Origin of the sequence: Sphingomonas sp. 1185 (assembly GCF_040544655.1) — a bacterium.
Taxonomy (GTDB): Bacteria; Pseudomonadota; Alphaproteobacteria; order Sphingomonadales; family Sphingomonadaceae; genus Sphingomonas.
This window is the reverse complement of sequence record NZ_JBEPKL010000033.1, coordinates 1-22,880: the sequence shown is the minus strand read 5'-3', so window position 1 is coordinate 22,880 and position 22,880 is coordinate 1. Positions and strand designations below refer to the sequence as shown.

Here is a 22,880-nt window from a genome sequence, read left to right as displayed (position 1 = left end):
GCGCCATCGGATCGTTTACGCAACGATCCAGACAGCAACGACAGATAGCGGGAGCATGTCATGTCCGATATCAATCCGGCGCTCGATACGCCGACCGACCTCAGCCGCAACGCGACCGCCAGCGTCGCCGACGCGCTCAACGGCGCCCTGGCGGACTGCTATGCGCTGTACCTGAAGACCAAGAATTTTCACTGGCACGTCTCGGGCCCGCATTTCCGCGACTATCACCTGATGCTCGACGACCAGGCGACGCAGATCCTGGGCGTGACCGACGCAATTGCCGAGCGGGTGCGCAAGACCGGCAATGTCACGCTGCGGTCGATCGGCGATATCGCGCGCCGCCAGACCATCGTCGACAATGACCGCGAATTCGTGTCGGCCGCCGACATGCTGGTCGAGCTGCGCGACGACAATCTGAAGCTGGTCGAGCGGTTCCGCACCGTCAAGGACGCCGCCGAAGAGGCCAAGGACAATGCCACCAGCGGTATCGTCGACGAATGGACCGACCAGGCCGAGGAACGCGCCTGGTTCCTGTTCGAGGCGGGTCGCAAGGGCTGATCCCCCCATCCCCATGATGCAAAAGGCCTCGGCGAAAGCCGGGGCCTTTTGTTTTGGCGTCAGGCCGCCGCGGCGGGCAGCCAGGGGGCCTCGAACCGCGGTCGCCGGGGGGGCAGCGGAGAGAGCTGGCGCAGCGCGGGCAGATCGAGCAGGCGGAAGCGATGGCCCTGTCGCGAGATCAGCCCCTCGGCCTCCATCGCCCGGATCGTCCGGTTGACGTGAACGGCGGTCAGGCCGACCAGATCGCCGATGATCTCCTGGGTCAGCGGCAGGTGGAAGCTGTCGTCCTGCACCATGTCGATCGGGGTCAGCCGCGTGTGCAGGTCGACCAGCAGGCGCGCCAGCTGCTCCTTGGCCGAGGCGTTGCCCGTGATCGCCAGCATGTCCATCAGCGCCAGCCGCTCCATCTGCGCCGCCGTGGTGAACAGCGCGCCGAGGCGCGGCATCTCGGTCCAGAGTTGACCGATCCGTTCATAGGGTACGAACGCCGTCACCGCCTCGGTAATCGCGGTCAGCGTGTCGGCGGCATGCGGCAGGACCATGCTGGGCGTGGCCAGCATGTCGCCGGGCAGATGGATCTTCTGGATCAGCCGATCGCCGTTGCGCAGCACGATCGAGGAACTGATCCACCCCCGGATATGCAGGTGGAAGCCGCTGACGACATCGCCTTCGCGCTGGAACGTCTGGCCACGACGGCGCACCACCTCGGCATCGCCCAGGTTGATCAGCGCATTCTCTTCGGCCGGGGTCAGGTCGCACAAGGCGCGATAGCGGTGGGTCGGATAAGGCATAGGATGGCCTTGTTCCATTTCCCCAACCCTTTTGCCAACCGATCCCTGCATTTAGCGGGCGCGGCCGCCTCCTTTCGGTTTCGCCCATCCGTAATCGGAACACCAACCGTCCTGGCCGGTTGACCCCTTATCAGGTCAGGAGAATCGTCCCATGCTCAAGCTTGCCATCACCTTTCTCGTCGTCGGACTGATTCTCGGCGCGCTGGGATTCGGGGGGATCGGGGGCGCCTTTGTCGGCATCGCCAAGATCCTGTTCTTCATCGCGATCGCGCTGTTCGTGATCTTCCTCGTGCTGGGACTGGTCGCGGGCAAGTCGGTGAAGAACGCCATCGACTGATCCGCCAATGCGCGAATTCGCGGCGTTGCTCGATGCGTTGATCTATACCCGGTCGCGCAACGCCAAGCTGAAGCTGGTCGCGGATTACCTCGCCGCCACGCCCGACCCCGACCGGGGCTGGGCGATGGCGGCGTTGACCGGCGATCTCGACCTGCCCGGCGTCAAACCCGCGCTGATCCGCGCACTGATCGAGCAGCGGGTCGACCCGGTGCTGTTCCGCATGAGCCGCGACTATGTCGGCGACACCGCCGAGACGGTCGCGCTGCTCTGGCCCGCGCCCGACCGGCCGCTGGACCCCGAACCCCTCTCGGTCAGCGCGGTGGTCGAGCGGTTGCGCCATCTCTCCCGCTCGGACGCCCCCGCCGTGCTGGCCGACATGCTCGACCGGTCGAGTGCGGAGGAACGGTTCGCGCTCCTCAAGATGGCGACGGGCGGCCTGCGCATCGGCCTGTCCGCCCGACTCGCGAAGACCGCCTTCGCGCTGCATTTCGGGCTGGACGTCGACGCGGTGGAAGAGGTCTGGCACGGCCTGTCGCCGCCCTATGCCGAACTGTTCGCCTGGGGCGAGGGCAAGGGCGCGCAGCCGACGCCCGCCGACGTGCCGGTCTTCCGCCCCTTCATGCTGGCGCATCCGCTGGAGGATCTGCGGGTCGACCTGACCGACTATGCCGCCGAGTGGAAATGGGACGGCATCCGGGTGCAAATCGTCCATGTCGCGGGCCAGACCCGACTCTACAGCCGCACCGGCGACGATGTGACCCACGCCTTTCCCGATGTGGCGAGCGCCTTCGACGCGGTGGGCGCGGTCGATGGCGAGCTGCTGGTCAAGGGCGAGCATCAGGGGGGTACGCTGGAGGATGGCGGCGGCGCGGCCAGCTTCAACGCGCTGCAACAGCGGCTGGGGCGCAAGACGGTGTCGGCGAAGATGCTGGCCGACTATCCCGCCTTCGTCCGGCTCTATGACATATTGGTCGACGGGACCGAGGATGTCCGCGCCCTCCCCTGGACCGAGCGCCGCCAGCGGCTGGAAGCGTTCGCGGCGAAACTCGACGCCGAGCGATTCGACGTCAGCGCGGTGATCGAGGCGGAGGACTTCACCGCCCTGGAGGCCCTGCGCGCCACCGCCCGCGATGCCGCGATCGAGGGGGTGATGCTCAAGCGTCGCGATTCGCCCTATAGCGGCGGGCGGCGGGTCGGCCTGTGGTACAAATGGAAGCGCGATCCACTGACCGCCGATTGCGTGATGATGTATGCCCAGCGCGGCAATGGCCGCCGGTCGAGCTATTATAGCGACTATACCTTCGGCTGCTGGACCGAGGAGGGCGAGCTGCTCCCCGTCGGCAAGGCCTATTCGGGGATCACCGACGAGGAGTTGCGGCAGCTCGACCGTTTCGTGCGGGCGCATACCGTGCAGCGCTTCGGCCCCGTGCGCGAGGTCGAGAAGACGCTGGTGCTGGAGATCGCGTTCGATTCGATCCACGAGTCCAAGCGGCACAAGTCCGGCGTCGCGATGCGCTTCCCCCGAATCGCCCGCATCCGCACCGACAAGCCCGCCGAAGAGGCCGACCGGGTGGACACGCTCAAGCGGCTGGTGACCTAGGGCTGATCGCCATTCACGATTGCGTCTTCCTCCCCCTCTCCCCTGGAAAGGGGAGAGGGTTAGCGAAGCTTGCCAGCCTGCTGGCTAGCGCAGCTTGGGTGAGGGGTTGAGCGAGCCAAAAGGCTCGCGCGCTCGCTTCGCGAGCGCCCACCCCTCACCCAGCTCCGACTAAGCCTTTGCTTTCGCAAAGGCCAAGTCTGCGCAACCCTCTCCCCTCTGCGAGGGGCGAGGGACGGAAAGGCATGGCTGGATGTCGATCGCCCCTAACCGAACAGCCACGTCCCCATGACACGACCGGGCATGAAGGCGAAGGAGCCCGCGCCGATCAGCCCGGCCAGATACAGGCCGACCATGACCCTGCGATGCGTATCGATCCGCCCCGCGCGGGCGGCCGCGATCGCGCGCCACAGCCCGATCAGCGTAACCGGCACGAAGAGGTGGATGACGCTGAACTGCCCGTGATTCAGGTCGCGCAACGCCAGCGCCGACAGCGCCGCGACCGCCATCAACCCCGCCCACAGCTTGCCCAGCATCCGGTGCCGCGCATCGCCCTTGCGCACCAGCAGCACATACAGCCCCAGCGGCAACGCGGGCAGTACGGAACCGAGGTGAATCCACACCGGCACGTCATGCGCCCGTGCCAGCGTCGGCGACAGGCCGAGCGCCCCCCGCGCCATGGCGGCCATCGCCATCAGCGACAAAGTGCCGCCCGCGACCAGGATCGCGAGGCGCAGCGCGGGGGATGGGTCGGAACGGCGGTGGTTCGGGGCGGCGATCGAAAGGCTGGTCATCGGTCGATATCCTGATCGGAAACGGGTTCGTCCCTTCCTGCCGTCGCGCCGCCGCTTCGCCAGCGGTCTTGCGCGGATCGGCGGTTCCGCTTCGTGGAGCGGCCGATTTGCCATTTCGCGAAGCGCCAATTGGCCATAGGCACAAGGCCGTGATGCCCCGTTCGCGCCGCCTAGTGATCGATATCGCGCTGATGATCGGCGTGGGGCTGCTGCTGGCGGTGCTGGGACCGTTCGGGACCTTCGATGCGCATTTCGCCCATCGGCTGATCTATTGGGTCGCGCTGATGCTGGCGGGCTATGCGCTGTACAAGCCGATGATGGCGGGCGCGCTGACCGTGGCGGCGCGGCTGCATCTGCCCGAAATGGCGGGCTGGGCCGCCGCCGCGATCCTCGCGAGCGGGCCGATGAGCGTCATCGTCTGGTGGGTCGGTCGGCTAGGCCTGCCGCCGCGCTGGCCCGACGGGGATCAGGCGCTGCTGCTCTATGGCAATGTGCTGGTGATCGGGGGACTGGCCAGCCTGTTGCTGTGGTACGGCCAACGGCGGCGGCGTGTCGCGCCGGAGCCCCCCACACCCGAACCCGCGCTACCCGTTGCCGATCCCCGCCCCGCGCTGCTGGGCCGCCTGCCTCCGGGCTTCGGCCCCGACATCGTCGCGCTGGAAATGGAGGACCATTATCTGCGCGTCCACGGCGCTTATGGGTCGGAACTGATCCTGCTCAGGATGCGCGACGCGGTGCAGGAGGTCGCACCCCTGGTCGGCGCGCAGGTGCATCGCAGCTGGTGGGTGGCGCGCGCGGCCGTCCGCGAGGCGCATCGCGAAGGTCGCGGCGTGCGACTGGTCCTGACCGGCGGGGTCGAGGCGCGAGTCTCGCGCGCGATGGTGCCGGTGCTGGAGGCCGAGGGCTGGTGGTAGCGGCTTGGCGAAGAGGCCATGGCCAGGCCGCTTCGCCCCTCCACCATCGCTTCGCGGCGATCCCCTCCCCAGGCCCGGCCCGGGGAGGATCGGATCAGTCGCCGACGCGCTCGATATCCGCGCCGACCGCCGACAGCTTCTCTTCGAGGCGCTCGTAACCCCGGTCGAGGTGATAGACGCGCGACACCGCCGTCTCGCCCTCGGCGGCCAGACCCGCGAGGATCAGGCTCATCGAGGCGCGCAGGTCGGTCGCCATCACCGGCGCGCCGGTCAGCTTCTCGACGCCCTTCACCATCGCGGTGCGGCCATGCACCTGGATGTCCGCGCCCATCCGCGCCAGCTCGGGCACGTGCATGTAGCGATTCTCGAAGATCGTCTCGGTCAGCGTGCTGGTGCCCTCGGCCTTGCACAGCATCGCCATGAACTGCGCCTGCATGTCGGTGGCGAAGCCCGGATAGGGCGCGGTCGACAGGGTCAGCGGCTGGAGCGGGCCGTTGGCGGCGACGCGGATCGAATCGCGGCCTTCCTCGACCGTCACCCCCGCCTCGGTCAGCGCGGCGAGCGTCGCGCGCATGTCGTCGGCACAGGCACCGACCAGCTCCAGGTCGCCGCCGGTGATCGCCGCGGCACAGGCATAGGAGCCCGCCTCGATCCGGTCGGGCATGACCGAATAGGTGGCGCCGTGCAGCCGGTCGACACCCTCGATGGTCAACGTCTCGGTGCCGACGCCGTCGATTCGCGCGCCCATCGCGATCAGCAACCGGCACAGGTCGACGATCTCGGGCTCACGCGCGGCATTGCCCAGCACCGAGGTGCCCTTGGCGGTCACGGCGGCCATCAGCGCATTCTCGGTCGCGCCGACCGACACCACCGGGAAGGTATAGCGACCGCCCGACAGGCGACCGCCCGGCGCGCTGGCCTTCACATAGCCGGCGGTCAGTTCGATCTCCGCGCCGATCGCTTCCAGCGCCTTCAGGTGAAGGTCGATCGGACGGTTGCCGATCGCGCAGCCGCCTGGCAGCGACACCCGCGCCTCGCCCGCGCGCGCCAGGATCGGGCCCAGCACCAGGATCGACGCGCGCATCTTGCGCACGATGTCATAGGGCGCCTCGGTCGAGAAAAGCTGGCCCGCCCGGATCGTCATGACCCGGCCGAAATCCTCGGGCCGCGTCCCCTCGACCCGCGTCGACGCGCCGATCTGGTTCAGCAGATGGCCGAACCCGTCGACATCGGCCAGCCGCGGCAGGTTGCGCAGCGTCACCGGCTCGTCGGTCAGGATCGCGCAGGGCATCAGGGTGAGCGCGGCGTTCTTCGCGCCCGAGATCTTCAGGCGGCCCGACAGCCGGTTGCCGCCGCGAATGAGGATACGGTCCATAGACCCGCCCTCCTAGCGGACGCGCGCGCCACCGCCAAGGGTCGCGCGCGTCCGGACCGTCGAAACCCCCGACAAGCAAGAATAGGGCCGGTTGATCGATATTAATGCGAGGGATCGGCCTTGATGGCTAAGGCATTCCACCGCTTGGGGGGATGGAGTGTCAGTGTCAAAAAGCGGCCTTGCTGATCGCCTCAATCGTTGGGTTACGCTGACCCCGGCGGAACGCCAGACCCTGGCACGTCTGGAAGAGCGGCCCCGGTCGATCAAGCGCGGCGGCGTGCTGATGGACGAACAGGCGCGTAGCGAAGAATTGTACATCGTCCAGCAGGGCATGCTGATGTGCTATGTCCTGCTCGACGACGGCAGTCGCCAGATCGTGCGCTTCCTGTTTCCCGGCGACCTCTTCGCGCTGTCGACCCTAGTCTATGGCCGTTCGCCCGATACGATCGTGGCGGTGTCGAACGCGGTCGTCTGTTCGTTCGACCGGACGCTGGTCACCTCCATCGCCGCCGAGCATCCCCGGCTGCTCAGCCTGTTCCTGGTCCTCAACCAGATCGAGCGGGTCATCACCACCGACCGGCTGGCGGGGCTGGGCCGCACCACGGCGCGCGCGCGGGTCGCGACGCTGCTCCTGTCGCTGCGCGCGCAGATGCGCCAGGCCGGAATCGATGTCTCCACCTCCTTCACGCTGGGGCTGACCCAGGAGGAGATGGGCGATGCGATCGGCCTGACCGCCGTGCACGTCAACCGGATGCTGCGGCAGCTGGAGGATGAGGGGCTGATCCGGCGCGAGGGCGGCCGGGTGTTCCTGCTCGCCGAGCAGCGGCTGGTGCGCGAGGCGGGCTATGTCGACCGGTTCGAGGGGCTGGACCTGAGCTGGCTACCCCCCGGCCGATAGGTCAGCCGCGCCCGCCCGCCAGCCGTTGCAGACGCGGGCGGACCTTCAGGAAACGCAGATAGGCCGCCTCCAGCACCCCCAGCGCGACCCGATTCCGCGCGGCGAGCCCCAGCGGGCGCAGCAGCGGGATGGCCCGCCACATCGCGGCAAAGGCCGCCGCGCCCGACAGCATCCGCCCATCCTCGCGCGCGTGGAAACGGGCGAGCAATGCCTCGCGATCGATCGGACAGGACGAACCTTCGTCGATCGCGACGAACGCGATCCGCCCGCGCCGGTCGAGCCGCCGCATCATCGCGATCTCGCGACGGCACAGAGGACAGGCGGCGTCGTACCAGACGGTCAGGCTCATGCGATCCTCGCCTCGGTGGACGGCGGCGGCCCCGACCTGTCCGGAGCCGCCGCCTGCCATCAGAAAAGATCGGCGGTCATCACCTTGTTCCACACCGCGATGAAGTCGCGGACGAAACGGCGCTGGCCGTCCTCGGCGGCATAGACCTCGGCGATGTTGCGCAGCTGCGAATTGGCGCCGAAGATCAGGTCGTTGCGCGTCGCGGTGAATCGCGTCTCGCCACTGTCGCGGTCGTCGAGCGTGAAGCGCAGCCCCGCATCGTCGCGCTTGGTCCAGACATAGTCCATGCTGGTCAGCACGCGGAAGAAATCATTGGTCAGCACGCCCACCCGGTCGGTGAACAGCCCGTCCTGCGACCCGTCCCAATTGGCCCCCAGCACCCGCAGGCCACCGGCCAGCACGACCCATTCGGGGGCGCTGAGCGTCAGCAGCGCCGCCTTGTCGAGGAACAGCTGCTCGGGCGACACGCGGCCCCGGGTGATCGTCGCGAACTGATCGTCCACATAGTTGCGGAAGCCGTCGACCACGGGCTTGAGCCATTCGAAGCTGTCCGCGTCGGTCAGTTCGTCGGTGGTGTCGCGCCGTCCCGCACCGAACGGCACCGCCTCGGCGAAACCGGCATCCGCCGCCGCCTTTTCGACCGCCGCGCAACCGCCCAGCACGATCAGGTCGGCCAGCGACACGCGCTTGCCGTCCATCGCCGCGTCGTTGAACGCCGCCATCAGCTCTCGGAGCCTGGCGATCACGGGCACCGTGCGGCGATTGACCGCCCAGTCCTTTTGCGGGGCCAGCGCGATTCGCGCGCCATTGGCGCCGCCCCGCTTGTCGCTGTCGCGATAGGTGACGGCCGCAGAAAAGGCGGTGAAGACCAGGTCCGACACCGACAGGCCCGAATCCAGGATCTGCTGCTTGAGCTGCGCGATCTCGGCCCCGTCGATCAGCGGATGGTCGCGGACCGGAATCGGGTCCTGCCACAGCAGGTCGGGCTCGATCGTCACCTCGGGCCCGACATAGCGTTCGCGCGGGCCCATGTCGCGGTGGGTCAGCTTGTACCACGCCTTGGAGAATTGCTCGGTGAAATAGTCGAAATCGGCCAGGAACCGCTCGCAGATCGGGCGATAGACGGGGTCGACCTTCAGCGCGATGTCGCTGGTCATCATCATCAGCTTATGGGTCTTGCCCTCGATATGCGCATCGGGGGTGCGCGGCGCGTCACCGTCGACCGGCGTCCATTGCAGCGCGCCCGCCGGGCTGCGCGTCTGTTCCCATTCCAGGCCCAGCAGATTTTCCAGATAGCTGTTGTCCCACTGGGTCGGGTTCTGGGTCCAGCTGCCCTCGATGCCGTTGGTCATCGTGAACTCGGCATTGCCGGTGCCCTCGGGATTGTGCCAGCCCAGCCCCATCTCCTCGATCGGGGCGATTTCGGGCGGCGCGCCGATCCGGTCGGCCTTCACCATGCCATGGCTCTTGCCGAAGGCATGGCCGCCCGCGATCAGCGCCACCGTCTCCTCGTCGTTCATCGCCATCCGGGTGAAGGTGATGCGGATGTCCCGCGCCGAAGCCATCGGATCGCCGTTCGCATAGGGGCCTTCGGGGTTCACATAGATGAGCGACTGGTGCGAGGCGGCAAGCGGCTGTTCCAGGTCGTAATCGGCGTCGCTATTCTCCCCGCGCCACCGCTTGTCGCGATTGACCATCGCGTCGAACGAATCGACCTGGGTCATGTCGAAGACCTCCGGCCCCCAATAGGCCGCATCGTCGGCCTCCCACGCATCCTCGCGCCCGCCGCCGAACCCATAGGTGGGCAGCCCCATGATCTCGAGCGCGCAATTGCCGGTCAGGACAATCAGGTCGGCCCAGGACAGCGCCGCGCCATATTTCTGCTTGATCGGCCAGAGCAGGCGACGCGACTTGTCGACATTGCCATTGTCCCACCAGCTGTTGATCGGCGCGAAACGCTGCATCGCCTCGCCCGCGCCGCCGCGTCCGTCGGCGATGCGATAGCTGCCCGCCGAGTGCCAGGACATGCGGATCATCTGCGGTCCGTAATTGCCATAGTCGGACGGCCACCAGGCGACCGAGCTGGTCAGGAACTGCTTGATCTCGGCCTTCAGCGCCTCGAAATCGATCCGGGCAAAGGCGGCGCGATAGTCGAACGCTTCGCCCAGCGGATTGGCACGCGGGCCATGGCGGTGAAGCTGCTCGACGCGCAGGCGATTGGGATACCAGTCCGCCAGCGTCGGCGGGGTGGTGAAGGTACCGCCGATCCGGTCCCCGCCAAAGGGGCACTTGCCTTCGAGAACCGTCTTATAGTCTTCCATGCCTTGGCCTCATGCGTGTCGGAGCGGGAAAGAAAATCACTGAAACACAGCGACATGCTGGCAAGATGAAGGTCAGTCCCCATCCCCGCCATGCGATGGCGTCGGCGGCATGTCGTCCCCGACCGGCGGACGAGTCCGCCGATCTTCGCGCGCAACAACGTCGCGATGGAGCGGTCGATCCTTTCGCGCGGGCGATGGCGGTTAAAAAAATCATCATGGATCAAGTCGGTTGCTTGCGCCGCTGATGCGGATCATTTGCGGCCGCGATGCGTAACCGCACGGAGCCCGTGCGAGCGGGCAGGCCGCAATGGAGAATGGCGACGATGCGATCGATGGCGATCATCGGGGCGGGCATGGCCGGGCTGTCCTGCGCCGCGCGGGCCGCAGAGGCGGGATGCGACGTCCGGCTGTTCGACAAGGGACGCCGCCCCGGCGGCCGCCTGTCGAGCAAGACGGTTTTCGCCGAAGGGCTCGACTTCGCCTTCGATTACGGCGCGCAATATCTGACCGCGCGCGATCCGCTTTTTACGGGCCAGGTCGCCGACTGGGAAAAAGCGGGAATCGTGGCGCGCTGGCCCGCCGCCGGGGCGGATGCCTGGGTCGGCACGCCCGCCATGGCGACGATCCCGGCGCATATGGCCGGGGCGCATCCGGTCCGCTGGTCGACCCATATCCGATCGGTCGCGCGCGACGCGACGGGCTGGACGCTGATCCATGACGAAGGCTGCGAAGGGCCGTTCGACGCGCTGGTGCTGGCGATCCCGGCCGAACAGGTCGGCCCGCTGATCGGCGCGCACGACCCCGGACTGGCGCAGCGCGCCGCCGCCTGCCCTTCGGCGCCCTGCTGGACGGTGATGCTGGGGTTCGACACGCGGCTGTCGGTGGCGGACGTGCCCGCCCTTCGCGATCCGATCGACTGGGCGGCGCGCAACCCCGCCAAGCCGGGGCATGGCGGCGGCGAGGCCTGGACGATCCACGCGACCGAGGACTGGTCGCGACGGCATCTGGAGCGCGATGCCGCCTCGGTCACCGCATCGCTGTTGCGCGCTTTCGAGGAGCAGACGGGATCATTGCCGCCGCCGGTCCATGCCGCGGCGCATCGCTGGCGCTATGCCCGTTCGGCCAAGGGCGGGACGGGCGCGCATGTCCGGCCCGACATCGCGCTGGCGGCGTGCGGCGACTGGCTGATCGCGCCGCGCGTGGAGAGCGCCTGGATGTCCGGTCGGCAGGCGGCGGACGGTCTGTCGTCGGGATAGCGAGCGGGGGGCATCCCCCTCACCCGCGCGCGGTCACGCCTTTTCGAGCGTGCACTGAAGCGGATGTTGGTTGGCACGCGCAAAGTCGATGACCTGCGCCACCTTGGTCTCGGCGACTTCATAGGAGAAGACGCCACACACCCCGACCCCGCGCTGGTGCACGTGCAGCATCACGCGGGTCGCATCGTCCATGCTCATCCGGAAAAACCGCTGAAGGCACAGCACGACGAATTCCATCGGGGTATAGTCGTCGTTGAGCATCAGCACCCGGTACGGCGTCGGCTGCTTGGTCCGTGCGCGAGTGCGGGTCGCGACGCCCAGGCCGGAACCGTCATCGTCGCCATGATCGGGCCCCTGGCCGGGCCCGCGCCCCGGCCCATTGCCGGTCATCCCCGAAGGCGGGGTGAGGAGATCGTTGTTCAGGGCCATGATGAGGTAAAATATGGCATGGCGGGGGGTGGGCACAAGTCCTTCGGCGGGTCGCCGTCGCAGAAATTGCCGCCTTCAATGAAAATCGCGCGAGCGGGGGAGCAGGCGGACGTCGCGCGGATGCACCCCGCGCGGCGCGACCGGCCCGCGCGGATCGGGCGAGCGGGTCGGCGCGGCGGGCACATCCTCCAGCCGGGCGAGCATCGCGCTGCGATCCTCGACACCGGCGGTCATCAGATGGACGACGCCCTCCTCGCTGCGCTGGATCACGCCGTGGAGCAGCATCAACCGCGAGGCCATCACCGCGCGCCGATTCGCCTCGAAATCGCGCGCCCAGAGCAGCGCGTTGACGATTCCCGTCTCGTCCTCGATCGTGACGAAGATCGCATGGCCCTTGCCCGGCCGCTGGCGGACCAGCACCACCCCCGCCACCTTCGCCCGCCGCCCGTCGCGCAGATTGCGGAGGTCGGCGGCGGACAACACCCCCTCCGCCGCCAGTTCGGCGCGCAGGAACGCCATCGGATGCCCCTTCAGCGACAAGCGGGTCGTGCGGTAATCGGCACTGACCTGTTCGGACAGCGTCATGGGCGGCAGCGTCACCTCCGGCTCGGCGGCCATTTCGGGGGCCTGCATCGCGGCGAACAGCGGCAGTTGCGCCGCCTTCATCCGCCGCGCCTCCCACTGCCCCTCGCGCCGCCCCTGCCCCAGCGAGCGATAGGCGTCCCCCTGTGCCAGCAAGTCGAGCGCACGGCGGGGAAGCTGCGCGCGGATCGCGACCGATTCGATCGTCTCATAGGGGGCGTGGGTGGCGATGGCGTTGCCCCAATCCTCGCGAAACGCATCCAACTGACGAAAGCCCAGCCGCAGCGCGAAGCGACCGTCCGCGCGCCGCTCCAGCCGGTTATCCCAGCCGCTGTGATTCACATCGACCGGCCGCACCTCGACCCCGCCATTTTCGCGCGCATCGCGGACGAGCTGGGCGGGGGCATAGAATCCCATGGGCTGGGCGTTGAGCAGCGCGCAGGTGAAGATCGCGGGCTGATGGCATTTCAGCCAGGCCGAGACATAGACCAGCCGCGCGAAGGACAGCGCATGGCTCTCGGGAAAGCCATAGGAGCCGAACCCCTCGATCTGCTTGAAACAGCGCTCGGCGAAGTCGGGTTCGTATCCGCGCCGGACCATGCCGCCGATCATCTTCTCGCGGAAACCCTTGATGGTCCCGACATTGCGGAACGTCGCCATGGCACGGCGCAGGCCATTGGCCTCGTCAGGGGTAAATCCCGCCGCCGTGATGGCCAGCTTCATCGCCTGTTCCTGGAACAGCGGCACGCCATAGGTCTTGCCGAGCAGCGTCCGCAATTCGTCCGCCGGGCCTTTGGTCGGGGACGGATAGCTGACCGGCTCCTTGCCCGCGCGGCGGCGCAGATAGGGATGGACCATGTCCCCCTCGATCGGCCCCGGCCGGACGATCGCGACCTGTACCACCAAGTCGTAGAATTCCTTCGGCTTCAGCCGGGGCAGCATGTTGATCTGGGCGCGGCTTTCCACCTGGAACACGCCGATGCTGTCCCCCTTTTGCAGCATCGCGTAGACGCGATCATCCTCCTCCTGCGCCAGATCGGTGAGGTCGGGGCGCGGCATCCCGTTCGCCTCCATCAGGTCGAACGCCTTGCGGATGCAGGTCAGCATGCCGAGCGCCAATATGTCGACCTTCATGATCTTCAGCTCGTCGATATCGTCCTTGTCCCATTCGATGAAGGTCCGCCCCTCCATCGCGCCGTTATGGATCGGCACCGTTTCGTCGAGCCTTCCTTGCGTCAGCACGAAGCCGCCGACATGCTGCGACAGATGCCGCGGCGCGCCCAGCAGCCGGTCGACCAGCGTGCGCAGCCGGGCGATCTCCGGATTGTCGGGGGAAAAGCCGGTTTCGTGGAACCGCTTTTCCTCGAACTGCTTGGAAAAGCTGCCCCAGATGGTGCTGGTCAGCCTTTGCGTCACATCCTCGCTCAGACCCAGCGCGCGACCGACCTCACGCACCGTGCTGCGCGGGCGGTAATGGATGACGGTCGCGGCGATCGCGGCGCGGTGGCGACCATAGCGGTTGTAGATATACTGGATCACCTCCTCGCGCCGCTCATGTTCGAAATCGATGTCGATATCGGGCGGCTCGCCCCGCTCGGCCGATACGAAGCGCGAAAAGAGCAGGTCATGCCGGGTCGGATCGACCGAGGTGACGCCCAATATCCAGCATACCGCCGAATTGGCCGCCGAGCCGCGTCCCTGGCAGAGGATCGGCGGCTTCAAGCCGCGCGCATGGCTCACCACATCATGCACGGTCAGGAAATAATGCGCATAGTGGCGCTCGCGGATCAGCGCGAGTTCCATGTCCAGCGTATCCCGCAACCGGGCCGGAACGCCCTCGGGGAAGCGCGCGGCGGCCTCCCGCCGGACCAGTTCGTCCAGCCAGTCCTGCGCCTCCCACCCTTCGGGCACCGGCTCATGCGGATAGTCGTAGGACAGGTGCTCCAGCCGGAATGTGATCCGGTCGAGGATCGCGATACTCTCGTCCACCGCCCCCGGCCGGTCGGCGAACAGCCGTGCCATTTCGGCGGCGGGCTTCAGGTGCCGCTCGGCATTGGCCGCCAGCCGCCGTCCGCCGGTGCGGATGGTCAGACCTTCGCGAATACAGGTCAGTATATCCTGTACCGGACGGTCACCGGGTTCGGCGAACAGCGCATCGGTGGTGGCGAGCAGGGGCACGCCCCGCGCCTCGGCCAGCGCCGCCTGCGCCATCAGCCGCCGCCGGTCCGCGCCCCCTCTCGGCATGGTCACGCCCAGCCACACCCGCCCCGGCGCCGCCGCGACCAGCCGGTCGAGCGTCGCCGCCAGCCCCGGATCGGCGCGCCGGGGCGGCAGCATCGCATCCGGCATCGGCTCGCAGGCGCGCGCGCTCGATTGGGGAAGCGCGATCAGCAGCAGATCCTCGGCATGGCGGACCAGATCGCCCAGCCCCAGGATGCAGCCGCCTTTCCTCGCGCGCTTGTTGCCCAGCGTCAGCAACCGGGTCAGCCGCCCCCAGCCGGTGCGATCGACCGGATAGGCGACGATGTCGGGCGTGCCATCGGCAAAGACCAGCCGCGCGCCCACGACCAGGGTCGGTGGCGGGGGTCCGCCGATCTCCGCCGCTGACGCGCAGGCCTTTCGCCAGGCTTTGAGGGCGCGCACGACTCCTGCGACGGTGTTGCGATCGACGATGCCGATGCCGTTGAGGCCCAACTCATAGGCTCGGGCCACCATATCCTCCGCCGGACTCGCCCCGTCGAGAAAGGAATAATGCGTCGCCGCGACCAGTTCGGCGAAGTCAGCCACTTAATCCTCCCCGGCACGGGGAGGTGGCAGCGCGTAAGCGCTGACGGAGGGGGGCTGCCACAAGGGACATAGTGTGCGGCACGCCCCCTCCACCATGCTGCGCATGGTCCCCCTCCCCGTGCCGGGGAGGATTGTGGCATTCCCCCTCATGCGAACAGCCCGTGCACATACCAGCGCGGCCGCTCGGTCTCGCTGTAGAGGCCGTGGCGGAAGATCCAGAAGCGCCGCCCGCGTACATCCTCCACCCGGTAATAGTCACGGGTGGGCGGCGCCATGTCGGCGCGGCGCCACCATTCGCCCGCAATCCGCTCGGGCCCTTCCGCGCGCGCCACATCGTGCAGCTTGCGCCGCCAGCGAAAGCGCGCGGGCGGGCCGTCGGGCGTTTCGGCGGCGAGCGACTCGATCGGCTGGGGCGGATCGAACAGGTGGATGGGGCGCGACGGCGGCTCGCCCGGCTCGGGCCGGGTCCATTCGGCCCTGGGTGTCGGGTCGGTCGCGGGGAGCAGCAATTCGGCCTGTTCGGGCATATGGCTGTCGCGCGGATGGATTCGCCGCACCCGCTCGCGCCCCAGCCTTGTGCCCAGCCGGTCGATCAGCGCGGCGACCGCCTCGGTCCTGGCCTCGCCCCCCTCCAGCCGCAGCTGCACCGCGTCCAGCTTCTCGGCCAGCCCCACATCCAGCCGGATCAGGTCATAGCCGAAACCGGGGTCGAGCGGATCGGCCAGCGCCTCGATCCGCTCGCGGAACAGCCGCAGCAGCACCGCCGGGTCGCGCGTCGGCTGTCCCGTCTCGACGCGCAAGGCCTGCACCTCGCCATCGGCACGAAACAGCCGCGCGTCCCAGCGGCGGCCGCCCTCGTGCCGCTCTTCCAGCGCGCGCGCCGCCTCTCCCGCCAGTTCCTCCAGCACCGCCAGCATATGCTCGGTCCGCGCCACCGGCTCGGCAAAGCGGCGCTCCACCGCGATCGGGGTCGCGACGACGCGCGGGGTCAGCGGGCTGTCCTCCTCGCCGGTCAGCCGCCGGAGCGCGGTGGCCGCCTCGCGCCCGAATCGCGCGGCGATCGTCGCCATCGGCCGCGCCAGCACATCGCCGACCGACTTCAGCCCCGCCGCGACCAGCGCCGCACAGCCATCCTCGTCCAGTTCCAGCGCGGCGACGGGCAGGCGGCGGATCGCGCCCATCTCGTCCGGGGCGGGCGCCCCCGCATGCCGCGCGAGCGCGCGCGCCGCCTCGGGCGTGTCGCCATAAGCCAGCCGGACGGTGATGCCGCGCCTGGCCATCCGCGTCTCGATATCCTCGGCCAGCCCGCGCTCGCCGCCGAACAGATGGTCCGCTCCGCCCGAATCGAGCACCAGCCCCTGTGGCGGGTCGAGCGCCACCGCCGGGCTGTACCGCCGCGCGCCCTCGGCCAGCCGTTCCAGCCAGTCGGCGTCCGCCGCCGGATCATGGGGATACACCTCGACCTCGGGCACCCGCGCGCGCGCATCGGCCAGCGTCAGCCCGACCGACAGCCCCGCCGCCACCGCCGCCGGGTCGAGCGCGGCCAGGCGCATCGCCCCGCCCACCGATTCGGCAAAGGCGATCGGCGCGTCACCCCGCGCCACGAACAGGTGCGGGCGGCGTGCCCTCAACCGCTCGATCGGCAACCAGGGGAAGACGAGGGCCAGATAGCGGCGCGGGATCGAAGCTCTGCGTGTCACGGTTCCACTCCACGCGCCACCGGGCGCCCGCGGGCCCTCCCCGTCGGCGCAGCAATTCCAGATCATAGGCGGGCGCCCCCGGCGCATCGGCGGCGAGTGCGCGCGACGGGGCGGGCGCGACCGACCAGCGGGTCGCGGCGGCGCTGGGCACGACCTGCCCGCCCACCCGCAACAGGATCATCATCACGCCCGATGCTTCGGCGGCCAGCATCAACCGGCGCGAGGCGGTGAGGTCGAGCCCGCGCATCGCCCCCCAGCCCTCGGCGATGACGCTGCCCAGCCCCGGACAGCGCGCGCCATCGGCGGCGGCGCGGAGCAGCGCGGCATCGTCGGCGACCACCACCACGACCAGTTCGGCGGGGTCGAGCCCCATCGCGATCAGCCCCGGCCCATGGAGTCGCCCGCCCTGCCGCTCCGCCGCCTCGGTGCGCAGCCACAGGATCGGCCGCGCCGCGCCGGCCAGCACGCATCCGATCGCGAATCCCGCGCCGCTGGCCGCCGATTCCTGGGAAAGCGCATGAACCTCATGGAGTTGCGCCCGCGCCAGCCGGGGCGGCGCGCCTTTTTCGTTCCCCTCTTCGCCGTCACGCGCCTGCTCCACCAGCGCGGCCGCGCGGCGCAGACGATCGATCAGGGCAAAGGGCTCCTCCATATATGTTCTTGTAATGTTCTATTGACGGAGTCGCCAGCCGTAAAAAAATTGAAAAAAGTGCTTGCCGGATTCGAAACCCACATCTAATAGCCCGCCTCACCCCAGCCGGTCAGCCGGTTCGGAACGCCAGAGCGGGCGTAGCTCAGGGGTAGAGCACAACCTTGCCAAGGTTGGGGTCGAGGGTTCGAATCCCTTCGCCCGCTCCAGCGATCTCTCGGAAGAGATCGCCTTCGTCGCCAGCGACGATCCCATAAAATCTCACATCACCTGCATATCGCCCCCTGCATGGAAGCGCCAATGTGTCGCGTCGTTCAGCGGTCAAGTGCGCCCCCTTCGCCGGCTCGGGGACCATGGCCGCCATATCGCGCGACCTGACCGTCATTCGGCCTTAGAATCCGCCCCATGCCGATTCGCCCCGCCTCCCCCGCCGAAGCCTCCGCCATCGCCGCGATCATCCTGCCGGTGATCCGCGCGGGCGAGACCTATGCGCTCGACCCGGCCATGTCCGAGGAGGCCGCGCTCGCTTACTGGTTCGGTGGGGACAAGACGGTCTTCGTCGCGGAGGAGGATGGTGCGATCCTCGGCACCTATTATCTGCGCGCCAATCAGGCGGGCGGCGGGGATCATGTCGCCAATGCGGGCTATATGACCGCCCCGGTCGCGCGCGGCAAAGGCGTCGCGCGGGCGATGGCGCGGCATTCCTTGGATCAGGCCCGCGCGCACGGCTTCACCGCGATGCAGTTCAACTTCGTGGTGGCCAGCAACGCCGCCGCCGTGCATCTGTGGACCGCGCTGGGCTTTGCCACGGTCGGCCGGGTGCCGGGGGCGTTCCGGCACCCGGCGCTGGGGCCGGTAGAGGCACTGGTCATGCACCGGCCGTTGTGATCAGCCCTCGCGCGCGACCTGGAAGCCCGCAAAGGACTGGCTGACCGGCATCAGTTCCAGCCGGTTGATGTTGAGATGCGGCGGCAATTCGGCGACCCAGAGCAATGTCGCGGCGATGTCCTCGCCCGTCATCGGGTTGGACCCCGCATAGAGTGCGTCCGACGCCGCCTGGTCGCCGCCGGTGCGGACCGTGGTGAACTCGGTCTCGACCATGCCCGGCTCGATCGAGGTGACGCGCACCCCCTTGCCATGCAGGTCGGCGCGCAGGTTGAGCGAGAATTGCTTCACGAACGCCTTGGTCCCGCCATAGACGTTGCCGCCGGTATAGGGATAGTTCGCCGCCACCGAGGACAGGTTGATGATCCCCCCGCGCCGTTCGATCAGGCGGGGGAGCAGCCGGTGGGTGATGGTGATCAGCCCGTCGATATTGGTCGCGATCATCGTGCGCCACTGGGCCAGGTCGCTGTCCTGGGCGGGCTTCGTGCCCAGCGCCAGTCCGGCATTGTTGATCAGCAGGTCGATCCCGGCGAAGTCGGGCGGCAGGTCGCCCAGCGCGGCGTCGAGCGCCGCCTCGTCGGTGATGTCGAAGGCGAGCGGATGGAAGGCCCCACCCAGTTCCTCCGCCAGCGCCTGGAGCCGGTCCGCCCGGCGCCCGGTGCCGATCACCCGCCAGCCGCTCGCGACGAACGCACGCGCGGCGCTGGCGCCGATTCCGGCGGTGGCGCCGGTGATAAGGGCTGTCTTGGTCATGCAGTCATCTCCTTGGAGCAGGCCGGTGTCGTAGCGGCTGCGACCCGTCGATGGCAAAGACCCGCCGGGGGCTTTGCGTTCCGCCCCCCTTTCGAAGCCGGACGGCATCCCCACATAAGGGCCCTTCCCGCCCGCCATAGGACCGCCCATGCCCCGCCCCATCCGGATCGATTTCGTCTCCGACATCTCCTGCCCCTGGTGCATCATCGGCCTGCGCGGGCTGGAGATCGCGCTGGAGCGGCTGGCGGACTCGTCGGGCGCGGCGGTCGAGGTCGATCTGCACTTCCAGCCGTTCGAGCTGAATCCCGCCATGGCGCCCGAGGGCGAGAATATCGTCGAGCATATCGGCCGCAAATATGGCGCCACCCCCGAACAGTCGGCGGCCAACCGCGCGACGATCCGCGAGCGCGCGGCGGCGGTGGGCTTCACCATGGCGATGGGCGACACGTCGCGAATCTATAACAGCTTCGATGCGCACCGCCTGCTCCACTGGGCGGGGATCGAGGGGCGACAGGCCGCGCTGAAACACGCACTGTTCGACAGCTATTTCACGCAGGGACAGGATATTTCGGATCACGAGATCCTGGCCGCCGCCGCCGTCCGTGCCGGTCTCCCCCAGGACGAGGCGCGCGCGATCCTGTCCTCCGATCGCTATGCCGCCGAGGTGCGCGAGGCGGAGCGGCTGTGGCAGGGGCGCGGCATCCAGTCGGTGCCCGCCATCGTGATCGACAACCGCTATCTCATCTCGGGCGGACAGCCGCCCGAATCCTTCGAGCAGGCGCTGCGCCAGATCCTGGCCGCCGAACCTGCCGACGCCTGAATCTTTGGGAAAGGACACGCCATGACCGACACCCGTTACGCCAAGACCGAGGAAGCCCTGGCCAGGCTGACCCCCGAGCAATATTATGTGACCCAGCAGAGCGGCACCGAGCGCCCCGGCACCGGCGAATATCTCCACACCCGCGAGCCGGGCCTGTATGTCGATATCGTCTCGGGCGAGCCGCTGTTCGCCTCCGCCGACAAGTTCGATTCGCATTGCGGTTGGCCCAGCTTCACCCGGCCGATCGAGCCCGCCCATGTCAACGAACTGCGCGACACCACGCACGGCATGATCCGCACCGAGGTCCGCTCGGCGCATGGCGACAGCCATCTGGGCCATGTCTTCCCCGACGGCCCGCGCGATCGCGGCGGCCTGCGCTACTGCATCAACTCGGCCTCGCTGCGCTTCGTGCCGCTCGGCGAGATGGAGGCGCAAGGATATGGCGACTATGTCGACCAGGTCCGCGCGGCGGAGCAGGGCTGACCCGATCCTCCCCGGCGCGGAGAGGATTGACGTTTACGGCACCTTTTGCCCCCCGGATCGTTAGGCCCGCGCAACGATAAGTCTTGGAAAACGGGGGGGCTATAGGATGGCGATGATCTGGGGATGGGCGCCGTTGCTGCTCGCGGCCCCGCTGTCACCGCAACAGACCACCGACCCCGTCCCCACCGCCGCGCGCATCACGCCCGATGCCGCCACCGGCGATACGCAGCGAATCCCGACCCGCCGCCGCGCGGTCCGCCCCTCCGATAGCGCGCCGTCCGCGATCACCGCCGATACGCGTCGCACCCCGCCGCCGGGGATCATCGGCGACTGGCACAAGATCCGCACGCGGCTGAACGAACGCGGCATCACCGTCACCGCGCGCTATGCCTCCGAAAGTGCCGCGAACCTGACCGGCGGGCGCAAGACGCTGTTCCGCGAAACCGGGCAGTTCGATGCGGGCGCGCTGTTCGATCTGGAAAAGGTGATGGGGCTGAAGGGCGGGGCGTTCCAGGCCACCCTCACCTATCGGCGCGGCCGCAACCTGAGCGACGACGCCAATCTGGGCACGCTGCAACAGGTGCAGGAGGTCTATGGTCGCGGCCAGACGCTGCGCCTGACCCAGTTCTGGTACGAGCAGCGGATCGGCGAACGGTTCGAGCTGAAGCTGGGCCGCACCAATCCGGGCGAGGATTTCGCCATCTTCTCCTGCCATTTCATGAATCTCAGCTTCTGCGGCGCACAGCCGGGCAATCTGGTCGGCGACTATTGGCAAAACTGGCCGGTCAGCCAGTGGGGCGCGCGGCTGCGCTACGAACCGCGCGACGACCTGTATGTCCAGGGCGCGGTCTATGAGATCAATCCGCGCAACCTGGATACCGACTTCTTCATCGGCCATTTCAAGGGCGCGACCGGCGTGCTGGTCCCCGCCGAGATCGGCTGGATCCGCAACCCGACCGCCGGGCGGATCGGGTCGTACAAGTTGGGCGGCTGGGTCGCGACGGCGGATGCGGCGGACGTCTTCCTGGACATCAACCGTCGTCCGATCGCGATCACTGGCCTGGCCCCGCTGGAGCGGAGCAGCCACTACGGCGTCTATATCAATATCCAGCAGCAACTGACCGGCGCGACCAAGGACGGCAAGGCGGAGAACGGCCTCAGCGTCTTCCTCAACGCGACCCAGGCCGATCGTGCGACCAGCGTCACCGACAATCAGGTCGCGGCCGGGTTGTTCTACAAGGGGCTGGTCCCCGCCGTGCCCGGCGACGTGCTAGGCTTCGGCGTGGCGCGGACGCATGTGAACGGGCGGGTGGCGGACGGCCAGCGGCTCGATCCCACCCGGCCTGCGGTGCAGGGATCGGAATATGCCGCCGAGGTCTATTACAGCATCCACCCGGCGGAGTGGCTGGAGATGCGGCCCAACGTCCAGTTCGTCCATCATCCGGGCGGCTATTCGCAGGCCGACGACGTCACCATATTGGGGCTGAAGGCCGCCTTCACCCTGTAACACCCGCGATTCACGACCCGTTCAATAGACGGCGCGCAAGGACAGGCGTGCCCAAAGGAGTGTTTTGATGATCCGTTCGATTGTGGCGTCCGCCCTGCTGGCGCCGACCGCCATGGCGATGGTCGCCGCCCCCGTCCCCGCGCTGGCCCAGGCCAATGGCGACCTGGCGGCGGTGCAGCGTCACCTGCAATCGGTGCAGACGATGACCGCCGACTTCACCCAGACCGACCGCGCGGGCAAGGTGCTGACCGGCACGCTGACCATGAAGAAGCCGGGCAAGATTCGGTTCCAGTATGAAAAGGGCGTGCCCCTGCTGATCGTCGCCGATGGCGGCGCGCTGACCTTCATCGATTATTCGGTCAAGCAGGTGCAACGCTGGCCGATCAAGAACTCGCCGCTGGGCGTGCTGCTCGACCCCAGCCGCGACATCGGCCGTTATGCCAAGGTCGTGCCCAGCGCCGATCCCCGCCTGCTCTCGGTTGAGGCGAACGACCCCAAGCATCCCGAATATGGCAAGATCACCCTGGTCTTCGCGCGCGACGCCGCCGCGCCGGGCGGGCTGATGATGCAGGGCTGGGTCGCGCTCGACAGCCAGAACAACCGGACCACGATTCGCCTGTCCAACCAGCGCTTCGGCGTGCCGGTGGACGACAAGGCGTTCCGATTCAACGACCCGCGGAGAGCGGCGGCACGAAACTGAACGGTCGCGGACTATTTCATTCATCCAGGCGACAGGTTTCCTGTCCTATCAGGGCCTTGCGGTTGAGGGGTGTTCGAGATTCCCCCCTGTTGCTCGGACAGGCACCCTCATCCCGCCTGCGTGACGAACGCTAGGTCGGCCCTCGCTCCATGCCCCCGGAGCGGGGGCCTTTCTTTTTGACGCCCCCCATTCCTCCCCTGCAAGGGGAGGTGGCAGGCCGGCAGGCCTGACGGAGGGGTGTCACCCTATCGAGAGCGGGACAGCCATCCGACGCGCGATGCGCGCCACCTCCCCTTGCAGGGGGAGTGTTCACCCCGGACTCTGCAGGCGTTTTCTGGCGAGGAATATGTCGAGGGTGACCTCGAGCATGTTTTGGGTCTTGGAGGCGCGCTTGG

At 68.3% G+C, this 22,880-nt stretch carries 21 protein-coding genes and 1 tRNA gene; 12 read left to right on the top strand and 10 right to left on the bottom strand.

Annotated elements, in window-relative coordinates; translation table 11 throughout:
• The first annotated feature begins 60 nt into the window (after positions 1-60).
• A complete protein-coding gene (locus ABIC44_RS17010; protein WP_307101883.1) occupies positions 61-558 on the top strand; it encodes a Dps family protein in 498 nt (165 codons plus the stop codon).
• Between the two features lie 59 nt (positions 559-617).
• Here the strand turns inward: ABIC44_RS17010 and ABIC44_RS17005 are convergent, their stop codons facing one another.
• Positions 618-1,349 (bottom strand): Crp/Fnr family transcriptional regulator, encoded by a 732-nt coding sequence (locus ABIC44_RS17005; RefSeq protein ID WP_354296673.1) that lies wholly within the window; start codon positions 1,347-1,349, stop codon positions 618-620.
• A gap of 151 nt (positions 1,350-1,500) precedes the next feature.
• Here ABIC44_RS17005 and ABIC44_RS17000 point away from each other — a divergent pair, with 151 nt between their 5' ends.
• Entirely contained in the window at positions 1,501-1,686 is a 186-nt protein-coding gene (locus ABIC44_RS17000) for a DUF1328 domain-containing protein (RefSeq protein WP_007407044.1), read from the top strand.
• Between the two features lie 7 nt (positions 1,687-1,693).
• A complete protein-coding gene (locus ABIC44_RS16995; RefSeq protein ID WP_354296672.1) occupies positions 1,694-3,286 on the top strand; it encodes a cisplatin damage response ATP-dependent DNA ligase in 1,593 nt (530 codons plus the stop codon).
• Positions 3,287-3,549: 263 nt separating this feature from the next.
• Here the strand turns inward: ABIC44_RS16995 and ABIC44_RS16990 are convergent, their stop codons facing one another.
• Positions 3,550-4,077, bottom strand: a complete 528-nt coding sequence (locus ABIC44_RS16990; protein WP_354296671.1) for a DUF2306 domain-containing protein — start codon at positions 4,075-4,077, stop codon at positions 3,550-3,552.
• A 152-nt stretch (positions 4,078-4,229) separates the two neighbouring features.
• On the opposite strand from ABIC44_RS16990, the gene ABIC44_RS16985 reads away from it, so the two are divergent.
• A complete protein-coding gene (locus ABIC44_RS16985) occupies positions 4,230-4,991 on the top strand; it encodes a LytTR family DNA-binding domain-containing protein (RefSeq protein ID WP_354296684.1) in 762 nt (253 codons plus the stop codon).
• Between the two features lie 94 nt (positions 4,992-5,085).
• Here ABIC44_RS16985 and murA read toward each other — a convergent pair whose 3' ends face one another.
• A complete protein-coding gene (murA, locus tag ABIC44_RS16980) occupies positions 5,086-6,366 on the bottom strand; it encodes a UDP-N-acetylglucosamine 1-carboxyvinyltransferase (RefSeq protein ID WP_354296670.1) in 1,281 nt (426 codons plus the stop codon).
• Positions 6,367-6,529: 163 nt separating this feature from the next.
• Between murA and ABIC44_RS16975 the strand changes: the two genes are divergently transcribed.
• A complete protein-coding gene (locus ABIC44_RS16975) occupies positions 6,530-7,264 on the top strand; it encodes a Crp/Fnr family transcriptional regulator (RefSeq protein ID WP_309691398.1) in 735 nt (244 codons plus the stop codon).
• 1 nt (position 7,265) lies between these two features.
• Here the strand turns inward: ABIC44_RS16975 and ABIC44_RS16970 are convergent, their stop codons facing one another.
• Both ABIC44_RS16970 and katG read right to left on the bottom strand, forming a co-directional pair.
• Positions 7,266-7,613, bottom strand: a complete 348-nt coding sequence (locus ABIC44_RS16970) for a thiol-disulfide oxidoreductase DCC family protein (protein WP_354296669.1) — start codon at positions 7,611-7,613, stop codon at positions 7,266-7,268.
• A gap of 59 nt (positions 7,614-7,672) precedes the next feature.
• Complete coding sequence (gene katG / locus ABIC44_RS16965) at positions 7,673-9,934, bottom strand: catalase/peroxidase HPI (RefSeq protein WP_354296668.1); 2,262 nt, start codon at positions 9,932-9,934, stop codon at positions 7,673-7,675.
• A 314-nt stretch (positions 9,935-10,248) separates the two neighbouring features.
• On the opposite strand from katG, the gene ABIC44_RS16960 reads away from it, so the two are divergent.
• A complete protein-coding gene (locus ABIC44_RS16960) occupies positions 10,249-11,190 on the top strand; it encodes an NAD(P)/FAD-dependent oxidoreductase (RefSeq protein WP_354296667.1) in 942 nt (313 codons plus the stop codon).
• 33 nt (positions 11,191-11,223) lie between these two features.
• Here ABIC44_RS16960 and clpS read toward each other — a convergent pair whose 3' ends face one another.
• The 4 genes from clpS to ABIC44_RS16940 all read right to left on the bottom strand — a co-directional run bounded on the left by clpS (position 11,224) and on the right by ABIC44_RS16940 (position 17,340).
• Positions 11,224-11,580 carry an ATP-dependent Clp protease adapter ClpS gene (gene clpS, locus ABIC44_RS16955; protein ID WP_307104689.1) on the bottom strand — a complete coding sequence of 119 codons (357 nt, stop codon included), beginning with the start codon at positions 11,578-11,580 and terminating at the stop codon, positions 11,224-11,226.
• A gap of 114 nt (positions 11,581-11,694) precedes the next feature.
• Positions 11,695-14,988: an error-prone DNA polymerase gene (locus ABIC44_RS16950; RefSeq protein ID WP_354296666.1), complete on the bottom strand. Its 3,294-nt coding sequence runs from the start codon at positions 14,986-14,988 to the stop codon at positions 11,695-11,697.
• A 146-nt stretch (positions 14,989-15,134) separates the two neighbouring features.
• Positions 15,135-16,688 carry a DinB/UmuC family translesion DNA polymerase gene (locus ABIC44_RS16945; RefSeq protein WP_354296665.1) on the bottom strand — a complete coding sequence of 518 codons (1,554 nt, stop codon included), beginning with the start codon at positions 16,686-16,688 and terminating at the stop codon, positions 15,135-15,137.
• The gene (locus ABIC44_RS16940; protein WP_354296664.1) at positions 16,579-17,340 is read right to left on the bottom strand and encodes an ImuA family protein; all 762 of its coding nucleotides are present in this window, start codon (positions 17,338-17,340) and stop codon (positions 16,579-16,581) included. The genes ABIC44_RS16945 and ABIC44_RS16940 overlap by 110 nt, the downstream gene beginning before the upstream one ends.
• A gap of 131 nt (positions 17,341-17,471) precedes the next feature.
• On the opposite strand from ABIC44_RS16940, the gene ABIC44_RS16935 reads away from it, so the two are divergent.
• Positions 17,472-17,546, top strand: a tRNA-Gly gene (locus tag ABIC44_RS16935).
• 196 nt (positions 17,547-17,742) lie between these two features.
• A complete protein-coding gene (locus ABIC44_RS16930; protein WP_354296663.1) occupies positions 17,743-18,225 on the top strand; it encodes a GNAT family N-acetyltransferase in 483 nt (160 codons plus the stop codon).
• Here ABIC44_RS16930 and ABIC44_RS16925 read toward each other — a convergent pair whose 3' ends face one another.
• Positions 18,226-18,975, bottom strand: a complete 750-nt coding sequence (locus tag ABIC44_RS16925) for an SDR family NAD(P)-dependent oxidoreductase (protein WP_354296662.1) — start codon at positions 18,973-18,975, stop codon at positions 18,226-18,228.
• 148 nt (positions 18,976-19,123) lie between these two features.
• On the opposite strand from ABIC44_RS16925, the gene ABIC44_RS16920 reads away from it, so the two are divergent.
• The 4 genes from ABIC44_RS16920 (at position 19,124) to ABIC44_RS16905 (ending at position 22,485) form a co-directional block, all read left to right on the top strand.
• Complete coding sequence (locus ABIC44_RS16920; RefSeq protein WP_354296661.1) at positions 19,124-19,795, top strand: DsbA family oxidoreductase; 672 nt, start codon at positions 19,124-19,126, stop codon at positions 19,793-19,795.
• A gap of 21 nt (positions 19,796-19,816) precedes the next feature.
• Positions 19,817-20,278 carry a peptide-methionine (R)-S-oxide reductase MsrB gene (msrB, locus tag ABIC44_RS16915; RefSeq protein ID WP_354296660.1) on the top strand — a complete coding sequence of 154 codons (462 nt, stop codon included), beginning with the start codon at positions 19,817-19,819 and terminating at the stop codon, positions 20,276-20,278.
• Positions 20,279-20,390: 112 nt separating this feature from the next.
• Positions 20,391-21,785 carry a carbohydrate porin gene (locus ABIC44_RS16910; protein WP_354296659.1) on the top strand — a complete coding sequence of 465 codons (1,395 nt, stop codon included), beginning with the start codon at positions 20,391-20,393 and terminating at the stop codon, positions 21,783-21,785.
• 67 nt (positions 21,786-21,852) lie between these two features.
• The gene (locus ABIC44_RS16905; RefSeq protein WP_307101847.1) at positions 21,853-22,485 is read left to right on the top strand and encodes a LolA family protein; all 633 of its coding nucleotides are present in this window, start codon (positions 21,853-21,855) and stop codon (positions 22,483-22,485) included.
• The last annotated feature ends 395 nt before the right edge of the window (positions 22,486-22,880 follow it).

Coding starts and splice junctions, on each gene's coding strand:
- ABIC44_RS17010 (WP_307101883.1), top strand. CDS start 61: ATGTCCGATATCAATCCGGCGCTCGATACGCCGACCGACCTCAGCCGC.
- ABIC44_RS17005 (WP_354296673.1), bottom strand. CDS start 1,349: ATGCCTTATCCGACCCACCGCTATCGCGCCTTGTGCGACCTGACCCCG.
- ABIC44_RS17000 (WP_007407044.1), top strand. CDS start 1,501: ATGCTCAAGCTTGCCATCACCTTTCTCGTCGTCGGACTGATTCTCGGC.
- ABIC44_RS16995 (WP_354296672.1), top strand. CDS start 1,694: ATGCGCGAATTCGCGGCGTTGCTCGATGCGTTGATCTATACCCGGTCG.
- ABIC44_RS16990 (WP_354296671.1), bottom strand. CDS start 4,077: ATGACCAGCCTTTCGATCGCCGCCCCGAACCACCGCCGTTCCGACCCA.
- ABIC44_RS16985 (WP_354296684.1), top strand. CDS start 4,230: ATGCCCCGTTCGCGCCGCCTAGTGATCGATATCGCGCTGATGATCGGC.
- murA (WP_354296670.1), bottom strand. CDS start 6,366: ATGGACCGTATCCTCATTCGCGGCGGCAACCGGCTGTCGGGCCGCCTG.
- ABIC44_RS16970 (WP_354296669.1), bottom strand. CDS start 7,613: ATGAGCCTGACCGTCTGGTACGACGCCGCCTGTCCTCTGTGCCGTCGC.
- katG (WP_354296668.1), bottom strand. CDS start 9,934: ATGGAAGACTATAAGACGGTTCTCGAAGGCAAGTGCCCCTTTGGCGGG.
- ABIC44_RS16960 (WP_354296667.1), top strand. CDS start 10,249: ATGGCGACGATGCGATCGATGGCGATCATCGGGGCGGGCATGGCCGGG.
- clpS (WP_307104689.1), bottom strand. CDS start 11,580: ATGACCGGCAATGGGCCGGGGCGCGGGCCCGGCCAGGGGCCCGATCAT.
- ABIC44_RS16940 (WP_354296664.1), bottom strand. CDS start 17,340: ATGGAGGAGCCCTTTGCCCTGATCGATCGTCTGCGCCGCGCGGCCGCG.
- ABIC44_RS16930 (WP_354296663.1), top strand. CDS start 17,743: ATGCCGATTCGCCCCGCCTCCCCCGCCGAAGCCTCCGCCATCGCCGCG.
- ABIC44_RS16925 (WP_354296662.1), bottom strand. CDS start 18,975: ATGACCAAGACAGCCCTTATCACCGGCGCCACCGCCGGAATCGGCGCC.
- ABIC44_RS16920 (WP_354296661.1), top strand. CDS start 19,124: ATGCCCCGCCCCATCCGGATCGATTTCGTCTCCGACATCTCCTGCCCC.
- msrB (WP_354296660.1), top strand. CDS start 19,817: ATGACCGACACCCGTTACGCCAAGACCGAGGAAGCCCTGGCCAGGCTG.
- ABIC44_RS16910 (WP_354296659.1), top strand. CDS start 20,391: ATGATCTGGGGATGGGCGCCGTTGCTGCTCGCGGCCCCGCTGTCACCG.
- ABIC44_RS16905 (WP_307101847.1), top strand. CDS start 21,853: ATGATCCGTTCGATTGTGGCGTCCGCCCTGCTGGCGCCGACCGCCATG.